This window comes from Agrobacterium pusense (assembly GCF_013285525.1).
Taxonomy (GTDB): Bacteria; Pseudomonadota; Alphaproteobacteria; order Rhizobiales; family Rhizobiaceae; genus Agrobacterium; species Agrobacterium pusense.
On sequence record NZ_CP053857.1, the window covers coordinates 349,948 to 372,690 of the forward strand.

The window sequence follows — 22,743 nt, forward strand, 5'->3', positions numbered from 1 at the left end:
CCCCTTGGGCTCGGGCATCAAGAGATGCGCCCGGCATATCCGGAAGAACCGGCTCATTCTTGTTTTGATTTGAAAGCTATCGAAGCCGCATGGCGGTCTTCAGCCCGCAGTCTCGCTGCCCGGCATTGGCGCCGGACAGCGATCTTCGGGAGGATTACTTGATGTAACCGGCGCGGGTCATTTCGCGCGTCGCGGTCGACTGGGCGCTGGCAAGCGCATCATCGACGCTGGACTGGCCGGCGACGACCGCCGAGAACAGCTGACCAACCGTGGTGCCGAGCGCCTGGAATTCAGGGATCGCCACGAACTGCCCACCGGTGTAAGGCACAGGCTTTACAGTCGGCTTGGTGATGTCGGCGGCATCCATGGCGGCAAGCGTCGGCTTGGCGAAGGCGGCGGCCTTTTCATAGTCGGCGTTCTTGTAAAGCGAGGTGCGGGTGCCCGGAGGCACGTTTGCCCAGCCTTCCTTGGAAGCGACGAGTGCGGTGTAATCCTTGCTGGTTGCCCAGGAGATGAACTTTTCCGCAGCTTCAGCCTTCTGCGAGCTCTTCGGGATCGCAAGGTTCCAGGACCACAGCCAGTTGCCGTGGTTCTTCAGCTCGCCATGGGTCGGGAAGAGTGCATAACCGACCTTGTCGGCAACGGTGGAATCCTTCGGGTTGGACACGAAGGAGGCTGCCACCGTGGCATCGATCCACATGCCGCATTTGCCCTGCTGGAACAGCGTCAGGTTTTCGTTGAAGCCATTGGAGGAGGCACCGGACGGGCCGGCATCCTTCATCAGATCAACGTAGAACTGCAGCGAGCTCTTCCATTCCGGCTGATCGAATTGCGGCTTCCAGTTTTCATCGAACCAGCGGCCACCGAAGGAGTTGGTGAGCGCGCTGATGAAGGCCATGTTTTCGCCCCAGCCGGCCTTGCCGCGCAGGCAGATGCCGTTGATATCGGCCTTGCGGTCGGTGATCTTGCGGGCCGCATCGCCGATGAATTCCCATGTGGGGTTATCAGGCATCTTCAGGCCGGCTTTTTCAAACAGGTCCTTGCGATACATGATCATGGCGGATTCGCCATAGAAGGGGGCTGCGTAAAGCTTGCCGTCAGCGGAAAGGCCGCCACGGATCGCCGGCAGAATGTCGTCGACGTCATATTTGTCGCCGAGCTTTTCGAGCGGCAGCAGCCAGCCCTGCTTGGCCCAGATCGGCACTTCGTAGTTGCCGATGGTCATGATGTCATATTGACCGCCATTGGTGGCGATATCGGTCGTCACGCGCTCGCGCAGGACGTTTTCTTCAAGCGTTACCCATTCAACCTTGATATCCGGGTTCTTGGCGGTGAAGTCCGAGGTGAGACCCTGCATGCGGATCATGTCGCCGTTGTTCACGGTGGCAATGGTCAGCGTTTCGGCGGAAGCAAGGGTCGAAAAGGCGAGTGCCGAGCATGCGCCCAGCAAAATGGTCTTCAATGTCATATCTTCCTCCCAGAAGAAAAATGATGAGCATTCGCTTTGCTCTGGGGCATTTACTCACCCGGAGACCAAAAATGTCAAGCGACATCCTGTGCTGCGACGCACATGGAAAAACCAAGCTCTTGATTTTACGTGATTAATTTTTGCTCAGTGCGTGAGCAAATATTCGCTTGTCGCTTCGTCGGTGATGAGGCCGTTCAACAGGCCACCCTTCAGCGCCGCCAGAATCGATGCGTTCTTGCGCGCACCCTGCGCCATGCCGATGACGGTGCAGGTGTCTCGTGAGGGAATGGGAACGGAGGCGACGCGCTCGTTGACAGCGTGATCGAGGATGTGGCCGTTGGCATCATAAATCCACCCACAAATCTCTCCCACCGCCCCGCTCGCCATCAGTGCCTTCATCTCATCGACATCAAGAAACCCATCGACGCAGAGCGGTGCATTTTCGCCGAGCTCACCGATACCGACGAAGGTAACATTGGCAGCGGCCCCCAGCGCCAGCGTGGAGCGCACCATGGATTGGTCGTGCAGCAATTCGCGTTCTTCCGCCGATGAGCAGAGCACCGGCAACGGCATCGGGAAATGCCTGGCCTTGATCGCGTCGGCCATGCTGAAGATGACGTTGTAATAGGCGGCCGATCCGTCTGGGCCGATATTGCCCGTCAGCGAGACGATGCGGTGCTGCGGGCATTCCATCGGCGGCAGCTGATCCACCGCGGCCTTCAATGTACGGCCGGTGCCGATGGCGAGCACGATGGGATCGACATTTCTCAGCCAGCGCTCGATTTCCGCCGCTCCGGCCTCGGCGATCCCCACCGTGGAAGAAATCCCGGCAGGATCGCTCGGCACGACTTCGATATATCCAAGGCCGAATTTTTCCTTGAGACGCTCGGCCTTCTCGAGACAGGCGGCAATGGGGTGGTCGAGCCGAACCTTGATCAGCCGCTCGGCAACGGCCAGCGACACCAGCCGCTGCGCCGACTGCCGGGAAATGCCCATGGCGGCGGCAATCTCGTCCTGCGTGCGACCGGCGACATAATAAAGCCAGCCGGCACGGGCCGCATCATCCAGCCGTCCATGTGCGTCGTTTCGTCTGGCCATGCCGCTGCCCTCTGAGAATTACGTCTGCGCATTTGCTGGCATTTTTTTGCAGCGGCTGTCAAACGGGGGATGCGGAAGAGAACGCTGGGCGGTGCGGCGTAATTCTTCTCCCCGCCGGGGAGAAGGTGGCCCGAAGGGTCGGATGAGGGGGCAACGCCAGTAATATGCGGAGAGCTTGCCCCCTCATCCCGCTGCCGCGGACTTCTCCCCGGCGGGGAGAAGAAATATGCGGGAACCACCCGGTCCCTTTACCTGCGTCAGCCCGAAGCCAGCACTGCTCAATCACGCCGCTTCCTGCACCAGATGCCCCGCCGAAACCTCACGATAAAGCCGCTGCGGCGGCACATAGTCCACCGGCCGGATCGGGCTTCTGATCTCGTCGGTCGCCATGTTGCGCTTGATCTGCCGTCGCGCGGGATCGGGCACCGGAACGGCGGACATCAGCTTCTTCGTATAGGGGTGCTGGGGGTTATCGAAGACGGCAGCGCGCGGGCCGATCTCGACGATTTCGCCGAGATACATCACCGCCACCCGGTGACTGACGCGTTCCACCACCGCCATGTCATGGCTGATGAACAGGAAGGCGAGGTTGAGGTTCTGCTGCAGGTCGAGCAGCAGGTTGCAGACCTGCGCCTTGATCGAAACATCGAGCGCCGAGACCGCCTCATCGGCGACGATGACCTTGGGATCGAGCATCAGCGAGCGGGCAATGGCGATGCGCTGGCGCTGGCCGCCGGAAAATTCATGCGGGAACCGCCGCATCATGTCCGGGCTGAGGCCCACTTTTTCCAGAAGATCGGCCGCCTTTTCCCGGGCCTGCTGTTTGGTTCCGAGGCGATGTTCGATAAAGGGCTCCATGATCGCCGTGCCGACGCTCATGCGCGGATCGAGCGAGGCGAAGGGGTCCTGGAAGATCATCTGCACGCTGCGGCGCATCGTTCGCAGCGTCGTCTTGTCAAGCTTCAGCACCTCGTAGCCATCGAGCATGACATTGCCTGACGTCGGCTCGATCAGCCGGGTGATGGAGCGGCCCGTGGTGGACTTGCCGCAGCCCGATTCACCCACCAGCGAGAGGGTTTCGCCCTCGGCGAGATCGAAGGAAACCTTTTCCACCGCATGCACGGCGCCGGATTTGCGGCCGAACAGGCCGGAGCGGATGTCGAAACGGGTGGTCAGATCCTTGACCGAAAGGATGGGCGTGCGGCCGCCGGAGACAGTATCCTTCACGTCCGCCACCGGCTGACTTTCGCCGGTCTTGATATCGATGATCGGGAAACGGGCCGGCAGCAGCCTTTCCTTCATCGAACCCAGCTTCGGCACCGCGGAAAGCAGGGCACGCGTATATGGGTGGCGGCCACGATGGAAGATGTCGTCGGTGGTGCCGGTTTCCACCACATCGCCACGGAACATGACGATGGTGCGGTCAGAGACTTCCGCCACCACGCCCATATCGTGGGTGATGAAGAGGACCGACATGCCCTCCTCTTCCTGCAATGTCTTGATGAGGTCGAGAATCTGGCCCTGAATGGTCACATCGAGCGCCGTCGTGGGCTCGTCGGCGATCAGCAGCTTCGGTTTGGAGGCAAGCGCCATGGCGATCATCACGCGCTGGCGCATGCCGCCGGAAAACTGGTGTGGATAATCGTCGAAACGGTTCTTCGCATTGGGAATGCGGACTTTTTCCAGAAGCCGGATGACCTCGGCCTTTGCGGCAGAGGAGGAAATATCCTGATGCACGGTCAGCGCTTCGGCGATCTGCTTGCCGATCGGAAAGATCGGGTTGAGGCTGGTCATCGGCTCCTGGAAGATCATCGAAATGTCCTTGCCGCGGACCTTGCGCATCTCTTCTTCCGGCAGCGCCAGCAGATCGCGCCCGCCGAGCATGACCTTGCCTTCGATGCGGCTCGTCTTTTTATCGAGGAGCCGCATGATGGAGAGCGAGGTGACGCTCTTGCCCGAGCCGCTCTCGCCAACGATCGCAACCGTCTCACGCGGCGCGATCTCGAAACTCATATTGCGCACCACGGATTTCCAGCCGCCATCGACGCGGAAGGAGGTGGTGAGATTTTGAACCGATAAAACCGGGCTGACCGAACCGCCGGTCTGTTCCATTGATGTCGCTGCCAAAAGCATGCCGATCTCCTGAAAAGCAGAAGGCGGCCACGAGGGGCCGCCAGATGTCTCATGCAGCAAGTGCGGTTTCGGCCATCGAAACCCAGTAGCTGATGCCGTAAGGCAGCGCGTCGTCGTTGAAATCATAGGCGGCATTGTGCAGCCCGGCGGTATCGCCATTGCCGATGAAGATGAAGGCGCCGGGGCGCGCTTCCAGCATGTAGGAGAAATCCTCGGCGCCCATATGCGGATTGGGATTGGTGTTGACGGCGTTGGCGCCGGCCACACCCATTGCCACGCCGGTCGCGAATTCTGTCTCGTAACTGTGGTTGAACGTGACGGGATAACCGCGATCGTATTTCACCTCCACCGTCGCGCCATGAGCCATGGCGGTGGCGGCGGCCACTTCCTTGAGGCGCTTTTCGGCGAAATCGCGGGTCTCCGGCAGCAGCGTGCGCACGGTGCCGGTCAGCGTCACCGCACCGGGAATGACGTTGGACGCCGTGCCGCCATGGGTGGTGGCCACGGTGACGACGAGTGATTTCAACGGATCCGTCTCGCGCGAGACAATGGATTGCAGGGCGATGATGATATGCGCCGAAGTCAGCACCGGATCGATGGAAAGATGCGGTGCCGCCGCATGGCTGCCCTTGCCGGTGATGGTGATTTCGAAACTGTCCGCAGCCGCCATGGTGGAACCCTTGCGGATGGCGAACTGCCCGACGGGGATGCCCGGCTCGTTATGCATGCCATAGACCTGCGAGATGCCGAATTTCTCCATCATGCCGTCATTCAACATGGCGAGCGCTCCAGCGCCACCTTCTTCCGCCGGCTGGAAGATCACCGCCACCGACCCCTTGAAATTGCGCGTCTCGGCCAGATATTGCGCCGCACCCAAAAGCATGGCGGTATGCCCGTCATGACCGCAGGAATGGGCCTTGCCCGGCGTCTTCGAGGCCCATGGCTTGCCGCTCGTCTCAAGGATCGGCAGCGCATCCATATCGGATCGGAAACCGATGGTCGGACCATCCCCGTGCCGGCCCTTGATGATGCCGACCACGCCTGTTTTGCCAATGCCCGTTTCGACCACGTCGCAGCCAAAGGATTTCAGTTTCTCGGCAACGAATTTCGATGTTTCGTAGACATCGTAGAGCAGTTCCGGGTGTTCATGCAGATGGCGCCTCCAACCGGCAACTTCTTCCTGCATTTCAGCCACACGGTTCAATATCGGCATTCTCTTTTTCCCTTTTTTTGTTCCCCGCCGGGTTGTCGGACGCCATATTGAGTTTGGAATTTCCTCTTTTGCAAGCATGAAATTTGCTGCATGGGCGAAAAATAGGCCCAAAACTAAATGGCTCAAAATTTGTTCATCAATGAGACATTGGGACTTGCTTTTCAAAAAAACTGACAATAGCATCATCGGGAATGGAGGAATATTCCTTAGCAAAGTCAAATAGTTAGAACAACAGACCTTGCAGATGACGACGGGAAAAGCGTCAAACATTCAAACAGATAAAATCCAAAAAGGGGAAAACGACAATGAAGAAGCGCAGCGTTCTCTTTGCCGGCACGGTGGCGGCCATGGCTCTCGCGGGCTCTGCCGCCCACGCCGAGCGCGGCAGTGACGGCGAACTGAAAATCCTGTTCTGGCAGGCCGTATCGACGCTTAATCCCTATCTTTCGGGTGGCACGAAGGAAGTCTACAGCTCGTCCATGGTTATCGAGCCGCTGGCGCGGTATGACGAAAAGGGCGAGCTGGTGCCGATGCTGGTGACGGAAATTCCGACGATCGACAATGGCGGCGTCGCGAAGGATCTGCTCAGCATGACCTGGAAGCTGAAAAGCGACGTGAAGTGGTCGGATGGCACGCCCTTCACCGCCGAGGACGTTATTTTCACCTGGAAATATTGCACCGCACCCGATGGCGGCTGCGCGCAGGCGGCACAATATGAGGGCGTGAAGAACGTCGAGGCCGTCGACGCCCACACCGTCAAAGTCAGCTTCACCGAGCCGAAACCCTACCCCTATTCGGCATTCGTGGGCGCACAGTCGCCGGTCATCCAGAAGAAGCAGTTTGAAAAATGCGTCGGCGCGGCGGCTCCCGGCTGCACCTCCGCCAATTTCGGCCCCATCGGCACCGGCCCCTTCGTCGTCAAGGATTTCAAGCCGAACGACGTCATCAGCTTTGTTGCCAACCCCAATTACCGTGACCCCGCCAAGCCCGCCTTCGCCACGGCGACCCTGAAGGGCGGCGGCGATGCCGCTTCCGCCGCGCGCGCCGTGCTGGAAACCGGGGAATTCGACTATGCCTGGAACATGCAGGTGGAGCCGGAAATCCTCGCCACCATGGTGGCCGCCGGGAAGGGCAAGCTGGAAACCGCCTTCGGCACGCAGGTCGAGCGTATCAATCTCAACTGGTACAATGCCGATCCTTCGCTGGGCGACAAGCGCTCCACCAAACAGGCCGGTCCCCATCCGGCAATTTCCGATCCCGCCGTGCGCCGCGCGCTTTCGCTCGCCATCGACCGTGAGGTCATCGATGAAGCAGGCTACGGAGAAGCGGGCAAGCCGACCTGCAACATCGTACCGGCTCCAGAAGCCGTCGCTTCCACCAAGAATGACAGCTGGTGCCTGAAGCAGGATGTGGAAGGCGCAAACAAGCTATTGGACGATGCCGGCTGGGTGAAGGGTGCCGATGGCATTCGCGCCAAGAATGGCGTGAAACTTTCCTTCCTTTACCAGACGTCCACCAACTCGGTTCGCCAGGCCACGCAGGAACTGGTGAAGGACATGTGGTCGCAGATCGGCGTCGCTTCCGAACTGCGCAATGTCAGCGCCTCGGTCTTCTTCGGCGGCGACCCGGCGAGCCCGGATACCTTCCAGAAATTTTATGCCGACGTCGAAATGTACACCAACAACTTCGACGGTACGGACCCGGAAAAATATCTGGCGGAATGGCTGTGCGACAAGATTCCGGCCCCTGAAAACGGCTGGCAGGGGCAGAATATTCCGCGTTACTGCAACCCGGAATTCGACAAGCTTGTGGGTGAACTCTCCAAGACCGCCGACCTTGCCAAGCGTGCGGAGATTTCCAAGCAGCTCAACGACATGCTGACGGAGGAAGGCGCGCATATTCCGCTCATCCACCGCGGCAGCGTTTCCTCGCATTCGCTGACGCTGGAAGGCGTGCGCATGAATGCCTGGGACTCGGAACTCTGGAACGTCGCGGACTGGTCCCGCAAGAAGTAACACGCAGATGCGCCGGCTTCTCCCCGGAGGGGCCGGCCTTCTGCATGCCCCTGGACCATGTTCTGAAGACACATTTGCCGCGTTAAGGCGAAATAGCTCCCAATTTTCGCTCTGCCGCGCTCTGGGTCTGGAGAGTTTCAGATGTTTACCTTTACGCTCCGGCGGCTAGCCTTTGCCGTTCCGACGTTGCTCGTCATCAGCTTCGTCATCTTCGCGCTGCTTGATCTCGCGCCCAACGATCCGACCGGCGACCTTCCCCTCACCATCCCGCCTGAAGTGCGTGAGCAAATCCGCGCCTCGCTTGGCCTCGACCAGCCCTTCTTCATCCGTTACCTGATGTGGCTGCAGCAATTCTTCATCAACGAGCCGCTGAACCTCTTCGAAAAGCTGACCGGCTGGCAGATCGGCGATGGCAGCCGTATGCGGGTGCTTTCCTGGGCGACACGCAGCCCGGTGGTCGATCTCGTCATCCAGCGCATGCCGCAGACACTGTGGGTGGTAGGCCTTGCCTATCTCTTCGGTGCGCTGCTAGCGATCCCGATCGGGGTGATCTCCGCCTACAAGCAATATTCGATCTTCGACCAGATCGGCACTTTCGTCTCCATGGTCGGTTATTCGGTGCCGACCTTCTTCACCGGCGTGCTGCTGGTCGTCATTTTCAGCTCTTACCTGCAATGGTTCCCTTCAGTCTACGACACCAATCTGAGGGTCACGGACTGGGCGAGCTTCGTGGCGCAGGTGAAGCAGATGTTCCTGCCGGTGCTGGTCCTGACGCTCTATAACGTCTCGCAGATCAGCCGCTTCGTGCGCGCCTCCATGCTCGACAATCTGCATCAGGATTATGTGCGCACCGCACGCGCCAAGGGCGTGAAGGAAAAATCCGTGCTGCTCATTCACGTGCTGCGCAACAGCCTCATCCCGGTCGTAACGGTTATTGCGCTTGGGGTGCCGACCATCTTCTCCGGCGCCATCATCACCGAGCAGATTTTCCGCGTGAACGGGCTTGGCCAATTGCTGATAACAGCCGTTCAGGGGGCGGATATTCCGCTGGTTCAGACGCTGACCTTCATCTTTGCGGTGCTGATCGTGCTCTTCAACCTGATTGCCGACGTACTTTACGGCATTCTCGACCCGAGGATCCGCTATGACTGACGCCACCATTACAGCGCCGACGGTTGCGGCCACCCCCACGCAATCCGCCCTTGCCGATATCTGGAAACAGTTTCGCGTTCACAAGGGCGGCGTGGCGGGGCTCTTCGTCTTCATCTTCATCCTGCTCGCGGTCTATGTCGGGCCTTACATCCACACCGTTGCTCCGAACGCCATCAATGTGAAGGCGCGCAACCAGTGGCCGTCGCTTGCGCATCCCTTCGGCACCGATAATCTTGGCAAGGACATGCTGGCGCAGGTCCTGGCCGGCGGGCGCATTTCGCTTGCCGTCGGCATCACCGCCATGCTGCTGGCTCTGTTCCTCGGCACGCTGGTGGGTGTTCTGTCAGGTTATTTCCGCAGGCTGGACGGACCCTTGATGCGCCTCACCGACCTGTTCCTGGCGCTACCGCTTTTGCCGCTGCTGCTCGTCATCCTGATGCTGTTTCGCGATACGCTGCGTGCGGCCTTTGGGCCGGAGACTGGTATTTTCATCCTGATCGTCTTCGTGATCGGGATAACCAGCTGGATGCATACAGCCCGCATCGTGCGCGGTGATGTGCTGACGATCAAAAGCCAGGAATTCATCATGGCCGCGAAATCGAGCGGCATGCGCGAATACCGCATCATTCTCAGGCATATTCTGCCGAATGTGCTGAGCTCGATCATGGTCTCCGCCACGCTCGGCATCGCTGCCGCCATCATCACGGAATCCGCCCTCTCCTTCCTCGGTCTCGGCTTCCCCTCCGACTTTCCGACCTGGGGACGGCTGCTGTTCGACGGCGCGAACTTCCTGCAACTGACGCCCTCGCGCGTGTTGTGGCCGGGGCTGGCGATTTCGCTGACGGTTCTGAGCGTGAATTACATCGGCGATGCCGTGCGCGATGCGCTTGATCCGCGGGCGCTAAAGAGCTGAACGCTTCCCCTCCCTCATCCCTGTGACAAGCACAGGGATGAGGTTGAGCGTATCGCGGCACAAAAGCGGGACGCGTCCTAGTGATAATTCACCTTTTCAGCATCCAGAATGCTGTCCGCATCCAGCGCCGCAATCGGGATATCGTTCCGCGCCGGAATATCCCCGGAAAGCTGAAGCGCGAGATAACGCCCGCAGCAGACCCGCAGGAACGAGGTGAAATTGCCGAGATCGTGCCCGGCATCGATCGATTCGTTGTAAAGCTTGGCGATGAGCTGCACGCTGTTCATGCCGTCGCGCCGCGCGATCTCGTCCAGCGTCGTCCAGAAAAAGTTCTCAAGCCGGACACTGGTGACCATGCCATCGATGCGGAGCGACCGCGTATGGCTTTCCCAGAGCGCCGGGTCTGCCTTGATGAAGAGCTTGCACATAGTTTCCTCCCTCACCACGCCTGAGATATAGGCGGAAAACGGGGCCGGAAAAAGCCCCGTTCACCGGTCTTATTTACCGAGCACCGCCATGAACTGCGAAAGCCAGGCGGGATGGGCGGGCCATGCGGGCGCCGTTACCAGCTTGCCATCGGTCACCGCCGCATCGATGGCGATATCGGCATAGGTGCCGCCTGCCAGCTCCACCTCGGGGCGGCAGGCCGGATAGGCCGAGCAGGTGCGGCCCTTGAGCACACCCGCAGCCGCCAGCAATTGCGCACCGTGGCAGACGGCCGCGACAGGCTTGTCTGCCTCGAAGAAATGTTTCACCGCCGCCAGCACGTCCGCATTGAGCCGCAGATATTCCGGCGCACGGCCACCCGGAATGACCAGCGCATCGTAATCCGCCGGTTTGATATCGGCGAAGGTGGCATTGAGCGCGAAATTATGGCCGCGTTTTTCCGAGTAGGTCTGGTCGCCCTCGAAATCGTGGATGGCCGTGGCGATGGTCTGGCCCGCCTTCTTGCCGGGGCAGACGGCGTGCACCGTGTGGCCGACAGCAAGCAGTGTCTGGAACGGCACCATGGTCTCGTAATCCTCGGCGAAATCACCGGTGATCATCAAAATCTTCTTCGGCATGTCTGCTCCTCCCGTTTTCGAATGCCTTTGGGCACCCTAACAGGAGGGATCGGGATGCGGGTATTATGGCAATACTACAGGCCCGATAAAGGTGATATCAGCCGGCCGGCGGCTCCGGCCAGCGCCGGACGCCACCACCCCAATCCTCGAAAGACTTGGACAGTTTGAGCACGAATAGATCCTGGTAACGCGGACCGACGATCTGCAGGCCGATGGGCATGCCGGATGTCGAGAAGCCGCAATTGATCGAGGATGCGGGCTGCTCCGACATGTTCCACGGCACGGTGAAAGCGATATGCTCGAAGGGGCGTGCAGGATCGTTGGTGGGAGAAGCCCAGTCAGCAGGATAGGAGACGATGGGGTTAACAGGTGAAATCAACACATCAACGGACTGCATCAACCGCCCGCAAACTTTACGCATTTCCATGGTCTGGTTGAAACCGAAAACGGCACGCGCGCCGGAAACATCAGCACCCTTTTCCGCCCATTCGTGAATATAGGGAAGGATCGCGGCACGACGATCCGCGCTCAACGCCACCATGTCGCCCCAGAACTTCGCCCGCCAAAAATCATCCAGCCCGTCGAGCATCTCACGCGTCAGCACCGGCTCGACCGGGATGACAATGGCGCCGGCTGCCTCGAACAGCTTTGCAGCCGCGACAACGGCATCGCGCACCTCTTCGTCCAGCGGCAGGCCGCAGCCCGCATCCAGCATCAGTCCGATTTTCAGGCCTTTCACATCAATATCAAGGTCCATCCAGTCGATGCTGTTCGGCGGCAGCGATGTGCCGTCGCGCCAGTCCGGCCGCGAAAGCGTTGCCATGGCATAAGCCGCATCAACGACCGTGCGCGTCATCGGCCCGGCACAGCGGCCAGTATAATAGGGATCAACCGGGATACGACCCTGGCTCGGCTTGAAGCCGAAGAGGCCCGTCCACCCGGCCGGCAGCCGCACCGAGCCGCCAATATCCGTGCCAATATGTAAGGTGCCGTAACCCGCAGCACCGGCCGAAGCAGCACCGGCGCTGGAGCCGCCGGGATTCTGGGTGGGGTCCCACGGATTGCGGCTGAGCTTATGGAAGCTGGAAAGGCCGGAAGAGAGCATGCCGTAATCCGGGCATGTCGTCTTGGCATAGATAATCGCACCATCCTCACGGCAACGGGCGGCCACCGGCGCGTCTTCAACCGCGGGCACAAGCTCCACCGCCCTGGTGCCGAGCGGCACAGGATGGCCTTTTGTGGCGATGAGCTCCTTCAGCGAGACCGGAATTCCATCGAGGGCTCCCAGCGTTTCGCCGCTGTGCCAGCGCTCGGTCGAGGCCAACGCCTGCCTGCGCGCATCCTCCGGATCGTAAGCGTAAAGGGCGTTCACAACCGGCTCGAAAGCCTCGATACGCGCCTCCACCGCCTGCCAATATTCCGAAGGCGAGAGCTTCTTTTCCCGGTAAAGCGCCAGAATTTCGAGCGTGTTGAGGTGTATGAGATCGGTCATGGCATCGTCTCGTCAGAAAAACAGGAAATAGCGGCGATATCGGCTTGAAGCGGTCAGCTTGTATCGCGCGGGTCCAGCAGGTCGCGCAGGCCATCACCGAGGAGGTTGAGGCCGAAGACGGCGAGCGCAATGGCAAGGCCGGGCATGATGGCAAGCCAGGGCGCCGCGCCGAGATAGGTTTGCGCGTCCGCCAGCATCCGCCCCCAGGTGGCGGCGGGCGGCGGCATGCCGAGACCGAGGAAGGAAAGGCCTGCCTCCGTCAATATCGCCAGACCCAGCTGGATCGTCACCTGCACGATGATCTGGTTGGAAATATTCGGCACGACGTGCAACATCGTGATCTTGGCGCGGTTCTGGCCAATGCTGGTGGCGGCGGTGATGTATTCCCGCGCCCATATCTGCAGCGCAGCGCCAAGCGTCAGTCGCGCAAAGACCGGCACCATGAAGGTGGCGATGGCGATGATGGCGGTAAAGCGTCCCGTGCCGATGAAGGCGCCGAGCATCATGGCCGACAGGATGGGCGGCACGGCGAAAATGATATCGCAGATGCGCATGACGATGGTTTCGGTAAAGCCGCGCAACGCCGCGACCGTGACGCCGATCGCCGTGCCGATAAAGGCGCCGATGGCGACGGCGGCGATGGCGGTGGAGAGCGAGTTCCACGCACCGGCCATCAGCATGGAGAGCACATCGCGGCCGAAATGATCCGTGCCGAGACCGCCATAAACGAAAGGCGATTTCAGCTTTTGCACGATCTGCATCTTGGTGGGCGAAACCGGCGTCCAGACCAGCGACAACAGCGCGACGGCGACGAGGAAGGCCGTGACGACAATGCCGATAACGAAGGCCGGGCGGCGGCGGATAAATCGCATCATCGCGCACCTGCCCGCAGTCTCGGGTCGATGAAGAGATAGGCTATATCGACCACGAAATTCATGATGATGACCAGCGCCGAGAAGAACAGCACGACAGACTGCATGACGACGATATCCCGCTGGGTCAGCGCCTGATAGGCAAGCCGGCCGAGGCCCGGCAGGTTGAAGACGTTTTCCACCAGCACCGCACCCGCAATGAGGAAGGTGAATTGCAGGCCGATCATGGTGACGACGGGGATCATCGCGTTCGGCACCGCATGCCGCCACAGCGCCACCCGCTCGCTCAGGCCCTTGGCCCGGGCGGTGCGGACGAAATCCTCGTTCATCACTTCAAGCACGGCGGAACGGCAGACGCGGGTGAGAACGCCGGCCTGCGACAGCGCAAGAGCGACCGCCGGCAGGATAAGCGCCGTGAGACCCGCTGCAAAGCTTGGCGACCAGCCGGGAAAACCGCCAGCCGGCATCCAGCCGAGCGTGGTGGAAAAGACGATGATGAGCAGCAACCCGGCCCAGAAGCCCGGCACGGCAATACCCACATGGGAAAACAGCCCGGCCGCGAAATCCAGCGCCCCGTTGCGGTTCCTCGCCGCCGCTACGCCGAGCGGGATGGCGATAGTGACGGACAGGCAGACGGCCAGCAGCGCAAGCGGCAGCGTCACGGCCAACCGCTCGACGATCAGGCCCGCCACCGGCACTCCATAGGTATAGGATTGTCCGAGATCGCCGTGGAAGACGCCAGCAAGCCAGTGGATGTAGCGCAGCAGCAGCGGCTGATCGAGACCCATCTGCTTTTGCAGCGCGGCCAGCGTATCCGGACTGGCCGAGGTTCCCAGCATGATGGCGGCCGGATCACCCGGCAACAGGCCCATGACGAGATAGATGATGAGCGAGACGGCAAACAGCGTGATGACGAGGCTTACGAGACGCCGGATGAGGACGGCTAACATCTGGCATCTGCTCCTTGCTATTCTTTACGCGCGACGGCTGGAAAGCTCCACACTCTCCCGTCATGCCGGACTTGATCCGGCATCCAGCCGACGCGCGTCTGCGCGGCGGAGGGAGCCTTTTCAGCCCAAGCACTTGGGCTGGCTGGATGCCGGATCAAGTCCGGCATGACGGAAGACATGAGTATGGTCAAACGTCACTCTTCCCAATGCACATCCGTCAGCACATTCGAGGGAATGGGCTCGTTTTCCCACAGCCCTTTCACCTTCTTGTCCCAGACCCCGAGCTTCGGCATCACGAACAGGAACAGCGCCGGCACATCTTCGGCGAGGATTTTCTGGGCGTCGCCATAAAGCTTTTCCTGCTCAGCTGCATCCGCCGTCTTTTCGACGCTGGCAATGACCTCGTTGAAGGCCGGGTTCTTGTAGTTGAAATAATAGGGATCACGGGAGTAGATATCGATATCCATCGGCTCGGCATGGGCGACAATGGTCATGTCGTAATCCGCACCCTTCAGGACGTCCGCCACCCATTTGGCCGGAAATTCCGTGGTCTCGATGGTCATGGTGACACCGATTTCAGCCAGCATCGCCTGCAGGATTTGCGAGGTGCGCTGGGCATAGGCCATCTGCGGGGCCTTGATGGCGAAGCTGAAACCGTCGGCATACCCCGCTTCGGCAAGCAGCGCCTTGGCCTTATCGACATCATAGGGATGAACGCCCGTCATATCGATGTATCCGCGATCATTCGGCGTATAGTGACTGCCGATGGCCGTTCCGAAACCGGACCATGCACCCTCGATGACGGTGCCACGATCCACCGCCATCATCAGCGCCTGGCGCACGCGCTTGTCGCTGAAGGGCTTGCGGGCGCTGTTCATGCCCGCCACGACCTTCAACTCGGTATTGCCGACGAAGGTGCCGAGGCGCGCATCGCCGTCAAACGAGCTCATCAATTCCGGCGCACCGAATTCCGGGAAGGCGTCGATATCGCCGGATTTTAGCGCCGCCGCCTGCGCCTGCGGATCGGAGACGAAACGGAACGTCGCCTTTTCCAGCTTTACCGACACGGCCTTGTCCCAATAGGCGGCGTTCTTCTGCAACTCCACCTTGTCGCCCTTGGCCCAGTTCACGAATTTAAACGGGCCGGTGCCGACGGGCGTGGTGCGGTTGGTCTCTGCGCTCTTGGGCGCGACCATGACGGAGGCCGGCCAGCCGAGCCAGTAGATGAGGCTGCCGGCGGGCTGCTTCAGCTTCAGCACCAGCGTGTCGGCATCCGGGGTCTCGATGCTGTCGATCGCTGCAAAGAAGCGTTTCTGCGGATTGACGGAGGCTTCGCCACGCGCCCGGTCCAGCGAGAACTTTGCGACGGAGGAATCGAACGCCTCGCCGTCATGGAAGGTGACACCCTTGCGCAGCCTGAAGGTGTAGGTCTTGCCATCAGGGGAAATTTCCCAGCTTTCGGCGAGCTGCGGCTTCACCTTGCCCTTGCTGTCGATGGTGACGAGGCCTTCGAAGACATTCTGCCACGTCACCTGCCCAATCGCGACGGGAGCGGCAATGGTCGGATCGAGACCGGTCGGCTCCACCGTCATGCCGAGCGTCAAAGCGGTTTTCGCCGCAGCTTCGGCCTCAGCAATCGAGAGCGGCAGAAAGAGCGCCGTGCCGAGAGCAAGCGCCAGCGCGGTACGGCGCGAGAGCTTCGCCGCCTGCGAAAGATAGGTACGTGGCATCCTTTAGTCCCCTGTCTGGCGGCCGGGGCATTTTTGCCCTTCAAAAGACCACCCGTTGCAAAAACAGTGTCATGTTGCAGGCGCACACACAATCATGATTTTTGTGTGCTCCGTGTAGCTGAAATGGCTACACGGGAATGCGGGTGAAAATCAACCTTGGTGGGCAATTCCGGGAACGTCTCCGGTTCCTCGCCCCGCCGAGGAGAAGAAACTATCCCGCAGTCGCCTCACGCATGAAACGCTCGATGAAATCGGCAAGCTTGGAAGCTGCGAAGGACAATTGCCTGTCGGGCGCTACACAGAGGTCAATCTGGGTGTGGATACCCTTCTTGCCCGAGAGCGGAACGGCGACCATCTGGCCGCTACGGATTTCGCGCGCCACCGAAAGCGCCGGCAGCAGCGTGGCCGCGGCGTGGCCCAGCACCAGCTCTTTCAGCATTTCCAGCGAACTGGTGATGAAAACGGGGTCAAGTTCGATATCCGCCTCGGCAAAAAGCGTATCGAAGGCCTGACGCGCGGCAAAACTCTTGTCCGGCAAGGCAAGTGGCAACCCGGCCAGTTCCTTCAGCGACACCTCCGGCTGACCGGCAAGGGCATGACCGGCGGGAAAGATCGCATCGTAATTGATGCGCGTGCGCGAGCGCACCTTGACCCCGGAAACCTTTGGCGCAAACAGGCTGACAACGAGGTCTGCTTCCGCAGCCCCCAGCGCTTCCATGGCCTGGCGCGCACTGGTGATATGGACCTCGAAACGCAGCTTCGGATACTTGAGGCTGAACTGCGCCAGCACCGGCGCCAGAAGGTTGGCCACTGTCGCGCCATTGGCGTAAATGGTTACCCGGCCGCGCTGCAGACCTTTGAGATCGTCGATCAACTGGTGCACATGGTCGAGTTCGCGCAGCGTCTTGCCGGCGCGGGCGGCCAGCAGCTCGCCCGCCGCCGTTAGCTTCACGCCACGGCTGGAACGCTCCACCAGGGGCGAGCCGAAATAATATTCGAGATTTTCGATCTGCCGGCTCACCGCCGTCGGCGCCACATTCAGGTTTTCCGCTGCGGCGCGCATGGAATTGGTGCGGACGAGTTCATCGAAATACATCAAGGCGCGCAATTGCATGGGTGGTACCTTGTTCAGATATGCGGGTTTGGCGGGCCAGCATATCACTGTGGCGCGATGAGAGAATACGTCACCGGAGAAGATCGCGCGTGGAATGAAAGATCGCCGCTTGTTTCTTCTCCCCGCCGGGGAGAAGGTGGCGCGCAGCGCCGGATGAGGGGGGCCACGCCGGAGATATACGGAGAGCATGCCCCCTCATCTGCCCCGTTCGGGGCATCTTCTCCCCCTCGGGGAGAAGAAACGCCCGCACCCTCACGCCATCAAACCCGCTTGAAACCCTCGCTCGCCACCAGCAGCTGCCTTGTATAATCCGCGCTGAACTCGCGGCTTTCCAGCGCCTCGGCCTCCAGCATTTCCACCACCTTGCCGCTTTTCATCACCGCCAGACGGTCGCACATGTGGCTGATAACGCCGAGATCGTGGCTGACCATGACGAAGGTGAGGTTACGATCCTTGCGGGCCTGTTCCAGGAGGTTCAGGATTTCGGCTTGAATGGACGCATCGAGCGCCGAAGTCGGCTCGTCGAGAAGGAGTATCTTTGGTTCGACGATCAGCGCACGGGCAATGGCAATGCGCTGGCGTTGGCCGCCGGACAGTTGGTGGGAATAACGGAATCGGAAACCGGAACCGAGGCCCACCTCGTCCAAAGCGCGGGCAATACGCTGTTCGCGATTGTCGAGACCATGGATGACCAGCGGCTCGAGCAGCAGCGCATCTACCGTCTGGCGCGGGTGCAGTGAACCGTACGGGTCCTGAAACACCATCTGCACATCGCGGTAAAAGCTCTTGTCGCGGTGCTTGCCCGAATAGGAGCGCCCGGCCACCATCAACGAACCTTCATCGAAATGGTTGAGGCCGGCGATGGCGCGCAGCAGGGTCGACTTGCCGGAACCGGATTCACCGACAATGCCGAAGGATTCACCCTCGGCCACATCCACGCTGACGCTGTCGAGCGCGATGTAACCGTCGAAATCCACCACCATGTCTCTGATGGAAAGAACTGTGCTCATGCGCGCCACTCCGGCTTGCGTTCCAGAACGGGCAGCGGATGCCGATGGCCGCCAATTTGCGGCAGACAGTTCAACAGCCCCTGCGTATAGGGATGTTTCGCTTCCTTGAGGTTAGCGGAAGCAAGCTCTTCCACCACCTTGCCGGCATACATGACGAGAACCCGGTCGCAGAAGGAGGAGACGAGCCTGAGATCGTGGCTGACGAAGATCAGCCCCATGCCGCGATCGCGCACCAGCTTGTCGAGAATGTCGAGCACTTCCAGCTGCACCGTCACATCGAGCGCCGAGGTCGGCTCGTCGGCGATCAGCAGTTCCGGGCCGCAGACGAGCATCATGGCGATCATGACGCGCTGGCCCATGCCGCCGGAAACTTCGTGTGGAAAGAGATCGAAGACGCGCTCGGGATCGCGGATCTGTACTGCCTCCAGCATGGCAAGCGTGCGCTGGCGCGCTTCGCTGGAGCCAATCTTTTCGTGGGTACGCAGCGTTTCCATGATCTGTCGGCCGATTGTCATGACCGGGTTCAGAGAATATTTCGGATCCTGCAGGATCATGGCCATACGCTTGCCGCGCATGAGACGCCGCTCTTTTGCCGATGCCTTGAGCAGGTCGACATCGCCGAAACGCAGCGTATCGGCCTCGATCCGGGCATTTTTCGGCGTCAGGCCCATGATGGCGCGGCCGGTCTGCGACTTTCCGGAGCCGGATTCGCCGACGATGCCGAGGCGCTCGCGCCCCAGCGTGAAGGACACGCCGCGCACCGCCTCCACCAACCCGGTGCGGGTCGGGAAGGAAACGCGCAGGTTTTCAACCGTCAGAAGAGACGCACTCATTGGCCCGCCTCCTTGGGATCAAGCGCATCACGCAGACCGTCGCCCAAAAGGTTGAAACCGAGGCTGACGATCAGGATCGCAATACCCGGCATGGCAGCCACCCACCATTGATCGAGAATGAAGCGTCGGCCCGACGCGATCATCGCGCCCCATTCCGGCAGCGGCGGCTGTGCGCCAAGACCAAGGAAACCGAGGCCTGCAGCAGTGAGGATGATGCCGGCCATATCGAGCGTGACACGCACGATCAGCGACGACATGCAAAGCGGCATGACGTGTTTCAAGACGATGCGGAAGGGCGACGCGCCCATGAGCTTCACCGCCGCGATGAAATCGGAATTGCGGAAGGTCATGGTTTCGGCACGCGCGATGCGGGCATAGGGCGGCCATGAGGTGACCGCGATGGCGAGTACCGCATTTTCAATGCCAGGCCCAAGGGCCGCAACCAGCGCCAGTGCCAGCACCAGCTTCGGAAATGCCAGGAAAATATCGGTGATGCGCATCAGAACCGCGTCTACCCAGCCGCCGGCATAACCCGAAACGGTGCCGACGATGAGCCCGATGGGTGCGGCGATGATGGCCACCAGCAACACGACGAACAGGGTCAGCCGCGAACCGTGGATGAGGCGCGAGAGAATATCACGGCCCTGATCGTCGGTTCCAAGCAGATAACCGGCAGTGCCGGGCGGCAGAAGTCGGGCATTGCGCAGATCGCCCTGCACCGGGTTATGTGGCGCCAGCACATTGGCAAAAATGGCCACGAACAGCAGCGCGATGATGATGCCAAGGCCGAGCAGCGCCAGTCGGTTTTCCGAAAAGCGCCGCCAGATGACATAGGCGCGGCCAAGCCTTGCCTGCCTGCGCGAGGCCGGCCGGTCGGAAAGCAGCCATTCGCGGCTATAGGGTTTGAGTGTATCGGTCGAAATCGTCATCGGCTGCGCGTCCTTGGATCGAGCGTCCGGTAAAGCAGATCGGAGAAAAGATTGATGCCGACGAAGATGGCGCCGATCACGATCGTGCCGCCGAGAACGGCGTTCATATCCGCATTCTGCAGGGAATTGGTGATGTAGAGGCCAAGCCCGGGCCAGGCGAAGATGGTTTCGGTCAACACCGAACCTTCCAGCAGGCCGGCATAGGAGAGCGCAATCACGGTCACCAGCGGCACGGCGGCGTTGCGCAGTGCGTGGAACCAGATGATACGCGTTTCCGAAAGCCCCTTGGCGCGGGCCGCAACGACATATTCCTGGGCGAGCTCGTTCAGCATGAAGGAGCGCGTCATGCGGCTGATATAGGCGAGCGAGAAATAACCGAGCAGCGAGGCCGGCAGGATGATGTGGCGGAAAAGATCCCACAACACGTCCCATTGCCGCTGCCAGATGGCGTCGATCAGGAAGAAGCCAGTGACCGGCGTGAAGGTGAATTCATAGACGATGTCCATGCGCCCGGGATAGGCCACCCATTGCAGCCGGGCGTAAAACACCAGCAGCGCCAGCAGGCCGAGCCAGAAGATCGGCACGGAATAACCGATAAGGCCGATGACACGCACGACCTGGTCGGCGAAGCTGCCGCGCTTGACGGCGGCCAGAACGCCGAGCGGAATGCCGAAGACGGCGCCGATGATCGTGCCGATCGTGGCAAGTTCGATCGTCGCCGGGAACACCCGCTTGATGTCCTCCATCACAGGATTGGTGGTGAGGACGGAGGTGCCGAAATCGCCCGAAAGCGCCTGCTTCAGATAGATAAAGAACTGCTGCCAGAGCGGCAGGTTGAGGCCGAGCTGCTCACGGACGCGCTCGACCACATGCGCAGGCGCGCGGTCGCCGACGATCGCCAGTGCGGGATCGATCGGCACCACGCGGCCAATGAAAAATGTGACCGCCATCAGCCCCAGAAAGGTGGTGATGACGGTGACGACGAAGCCGAGAATGGCCTTCGCGCGGGCGTTGGCACGGCGTTTGCCCTGCCTCGCCCGGCTGTTTGCTTCAACGATGCTCAAGAGACCGATCCTTCCGGATCATTCCTTGGAGATCGTATAGACATAGTTGGTGTCGAAGCTCGGGCCGAGCTTCAGGCCCTTCAGCTTGTTCGAGTAACCGGCAACTTCCGTCTGCTGGAAGATGATGACGAAAGGACCCTTCGCCAGAACTTCCTTCTGCAGGTTTTCATAGATGGCGGCGCGCTTGGCGCTGTCCTTTTCCAAGAGAGCAGACTGGGTTTCCTTGGTCAGATCAGGAACATCCCAGGCATTACGCCAAGCCAGCGTCTTGTTCTTACCTTCATCCGAATTGTCGTAGTTGATGGTGAAGGTTTCCGCATTCGAGTTCGGGTCGAAATAGTCCGAACCCCACTGGCCGATGTAGATATCATGCGTGCGGGCGCGGTATTTGGTCAGCGTCTGCTTACCGTCGCCGGGGATGATTTCGAGCTTGATGCCGGCCTGTGCCAGCGTCTGCTGCACGCTTTCGGCAATGCCCGTCACCGGCTGGGTGTTGCGCACATCCATGGTGACGGTGAAGCCGTCCTTCAGGCCAGCCTTGGCCAGAAGTTCCTTCGCCTTGGCGACGTCAAGCTTGTAGGGGTTCTCATCAAGCGCACCAAGCTGGCCCTTCGGCAGGAAGGTCTGGTGAACTTCACCGATGCCCTTGATGATGGTCGCGCCGATCGCGTCATAATCGACGAGATATTTGAAGGCTTCGACGACTTCGGGCTTCTTCAGGTTCTCGTTCTTCTGGTTGAGGCTGAAATAATAAACGGTGCCCTTGGGCGCGGAGGTAACGGCAAGGCCTTCCTTCTTGGAAACGGCTTCCATATCGCCGGGTTCAAGGTTACGGGCAACATCGATATCACCGTTTTCAAGCGCCAGACGCTGACCGGAGCTTTCCTTCATGTGGCGATAGACCACACGCTTCAGCTTCGGCTTCTCGCCGTAATAATTCGGGTTGGCTTCCAGAATGACGGCTTCGTTGGCCTTCCAGCCAAGGATCTTGTAAGGGCCAGAACCGGCGTAACCGGTCTTCAGGAACTCGTTGCCGAAATCCGTGTCGTATTTGTAATCGGCGCTCGGCGTGACCGACTTCGCCTTTTCGGTGATGAGCTTCTTGTCCACCACCGAAGCGACGGTTGCGGTGAGCACGTTCAGCACGAAGCTCGGCGCATAGGGCTTGTCGACGGTCAGAACGAAGGTGTTCGCGTCCGTTGCCTTCGCCTTTTCGGTAACGTTGTCGCCCTTCAGGCCGAACTGCGTCAACAGGAATGCGGGCGACTTGTCGAGCTTGACGGCGCGTTCGAAGGAGAAGGCAACGTCATCAGCCGTGACCGGATTGCCGGAGGCGAATTTCAGGCCGGATTTCAGCTTGAACGTATAGGTCAGGCCATCCTCGGAGGTCGTCCAGCTTTCGGCGAGATCACCGACAACCTTGGACGTGTCGTTGAGATCGATGGAAACCAGCTTGCTATAGGTGTTGCCGGTAACTTCCGCAGCGGAGAGTTCGAAAGCCTCACCCGGATCGAGCGTGATGATGTCGTCGATGGCGAAACCTTCCACCAGCGTATCGGCTGGCGTGGCGGCAAAAGCATGCGGGGCAGACAGCATCATCAGCGACAGGGCAGCGCTGGTGCTGAGGATACGCATGGATTTGTTGAGCGATTTGATCATAGGATCTCCCCTTTTGTTATGAGATTGATTTGGT

The 22,743-nt window shown here is 60.3% G+C and carries 19 protein-coding genes; 3 read left to right on the top strand and 16 right to left on the bottom strand.

From position 1 onward, the window contains the following. Positions 1 to 154: 154 nt before the first annotated feature. The 4 genes from HQN82_RS15265 to HQN82_RS15280 all read right to left on the bottom strand — a co-directional run bounded on the left by HQN82_RS15265 (position 155) and on the right by HQN82_RS15280 (position 5,912). Positions 155 to 1,468, bottom strand: a complete 1,314-nt coding sequence (locus tag HQN82_RS15265) for an ABC transporter substrate-binding protein (RefSeq protein WP_034496827.1) — start codon at positions 1,466 to 1,468, stop codon at positions 155 to 157. Positions 1,469 to 1,612: 144 nt separating this feature from the next. Continuing rightward, a complete protein-coding gene (locus HQN82_RS15270) occupies positions 1,613 to 2,566 on the bottom strand; it encodes a sugar-binding transcriptional regulator (RefSeq protein WP_004445260.1) in 954 nt (317 codons plus the stop codon). A gap of 282 nt (positions 2,567 to 2,848) precedes the next feature. Then, the gene (locus tag HQN82_RS15275; RefSeq protein ID WP_173615152.1) at positions 2,849 to 4,699 is read right to left on the bottom strand and encodes an ABC transporter ATP-binding protein; all 1,851 of its coding nucleotides are present in this window, start codon (positions 4,697 to 4,699) and stop codon (positions 2,849 to 2,851) included. A gap of 49 nt (positions 4,700 to 4,748) precedes the next feature. Then, positions 4,749 to 5,912 (bottom strand): M20 aminoacylase family protein, encoded by a 1,164-nt coding sequence (locus HQN82_RS15280; RefSeq protein WP_173615153.1) that lies wholly within the window; start codon positions 5,910 to 5,912, stop codon positions 4,749 to 4,751. A 305-nt stretch (positions 5,913 to 6,217) separates the two neighbouring features. On the opposite strand from HQN82_RS15280, the gene HQN82_RS15285 reads away from it, so the two are divergent. The 3 genes from HQN82_RS15285 to HQN82_RS15295 all read left to right on the top strand — a co-directional run bounded on the left by HQN82_RS15285 (position 6,218) and on the right by HQN82_RS15295 (position 9,992). Then, entirely contained in the window at positions 6,218 to 7,927 is a 1,710-nt protein-coding gene (locus tag HQN82_RS15285; protein ID WP_173615154.1) for a peptide ABC transporter substrate-binding protein, read from the top strand. Between the two features lie 141 nt (positions 7,928 to 8,068). Continuing rightward, complete coding sequence (locus tag HQN82_RS15290) at positions 8,069 to 9,079, top strand: ABC transporter permease (RefSeq protein ID WP_004445267.1); 1,011 nt, start codon at positions 8,069 to 8,071, stop codon at positions 9,077 to 9,079. After that, entirely contained in the window at positions 9,072 to 9,992 is a 921-nt protein-coding gene (locus tag HQN82_RS15295; protein ID WP_004445269.1) for an ABC transporter permease, read from the top strand. The genes HQN82_RS15290 and HQN82_RS15295 overlap by 8 nt, the downstream gene beginning before the upstream one ends. A 77-nt stretch (positions 9,993 to 10,069) precedes the next feature. Here HQN82_RS15295 and HQN82_RS15300 read toward each other — a convergent pair whose 3' ends face one another. From HQN82_RS15300 to HQN82_RS15355, 12 genes are all read right to left on the bottom strand, one after another. Continuing rightward, entirely contained in the window at positions 10,070 to 10,420 is a 351-nt protein-coding gene (locus HQN82_RS15300; RefSeq protein ID WP_004445271.1) for a ribbon-helix-helix domain-containing protein, read from the bottom strand. 69 nt (positions 10,421 to 10,489) lie between these two features. After that, positions 10,490 to 11,056 carry a DJ-1/PfpI family protein gene (locus tag HQN82_RS15305; RefSeq protein WP_004445273.1) on the bottom strand — a complete coding sequence of 189 codons (567 nt, stop codon included), beginning with the start codon at positions 11,054 to 11,056 and terminating at the stop codon, positions 10,490 to 10,492. A 97-nt stretch (positions 11,057 to 11,153) separates the two neighbouring features. Then, complete coding sequence (locus tag HQN82_RS15310; RefSeq protein ID WP_173615155.1) at positions 11,154 to 12,548, bottom strand: amidase; 1,395 nt, start codon at positions 12,546 to 12,548, stop codon at positions 11,154 to 11,156. Between the two features lie 53 nt (positions 12,549 to 12,601). After that, positions 12,602 to 13,423, bottom strand: coding sequence for an ABC transporter permease (locus HQN82_RS15315; protein WP_173615156.1), 822 nt, complete (start codon positions 13,421 to 13,423; stop codon positions 12,602 to 12,604). Continuing rightward, entirely contained in the window at positions 13,420 to 14,370 is a 951-nt protein-coding gene (locus HQN82_RS15320) for an ABC transporter permease (RefSeq protein ID WP_173615157.1), read from the bottom strand. The genes HQN82_RS15315 and HQN82_RS15320 overlap by 4 nt, the downstream gene beginning before the upstream one ends. Before the next feature lie 194 nt (positions 14,371 to 14,564). Further along, positions 14,565 to 16,100 carry an ABC transporter substrate-binding protein gene (locus HQN82_RS15325; RefSeq protein WP_173615158.1) on the bottom strand — a complete coding sequence of 512 codons (1,536 nt, stop codon included), beginning with the start codon at positions 16,098 to 16,100 and terminating at the stop codon, positions 14,565 to 14,567. 211 nt (positions 16,101 to 16,311) lie between these two features. Further along, the gene (locus HQN82_RS15330; RefSeq protein ID WP_035207068.1) at positions 16,312 to 17,214 is read right to left on the bottom strand and encodes a LysR family transcriptional regulator; all 903 of its coding nucleotides are present in this window, start codon (positions 17,212 to 17,214) and stop codon (positions 16,312 to 16,314) included. A 260-nt stretch (positions 17,215 to 17,474) separates the two neighbouring features. Beyond that, a complete protein-coding gene (locus HQN82_RS15335; RefSeq protein ID WP_045531559.1) occupies positions 17,475 to 18,224 on the bottom strand; it encodes an ABC transporter ATP-binding protein in 750 nt (249 codons plus the stop codon). Further along, entirely contained in the window at positions 18,221 to 19,057 is an 837-nt protein-coding gene (locus tag HQN82_RS15340; protein ID WP_173615159.1) for an ABC transporter ATP-binding protein, read from the bottom strand. The genes HQN82_RS15335 and HQN82_RS15340 overlap by 4 nt, the downstream gene beginning before the upstream one ends. Further along, positions 19,054 to 19,986 (bottom strand): ABC transporter permease, encoded by a 933-nt coding sequence (locus tag HQN82_RS15345; protein WP_004445289.1) that lies wholly within the window; start codon positions 19,984 to 19,986, stop codon positions 19,054 to 19,056. The genes HQN82_RS15340 and HQN82_RS15345 overlap by 4 nt, the downstream gene beginning before the upstream one ends. Beyond that, positions 19,983 to 21,050, bottom strand: coding sequence for an ABC transporter permease (locus HQN82_RS15350; RefSeq protein ID WP_173615160.1), 1,068 nt, complete (start codon positions 21,048 to 21,050; stop codon positions 19,983 to 19,985). Before HQN82_RS15350 ends, HQN82_RS15345 begins: the two co-directional genes overlap by 4 nt. Positions 21,051 to 21,068: 18 nt before the next feature. Beyond that, positions 21,069 to 22,709: an ABC transporter substrate-binding protein gene (locus HQN82_RS15355; RefSeq protein WP_173615161.1), complete on the bottom strand. Its 1,641-nt coding sequence runs from the start codon at positions 22,707 to 22,709 to the stop codon at positions 21,069 to 21,071. Positions 22,710 to 22,743 lie beyond the last annotated feature (34 nt).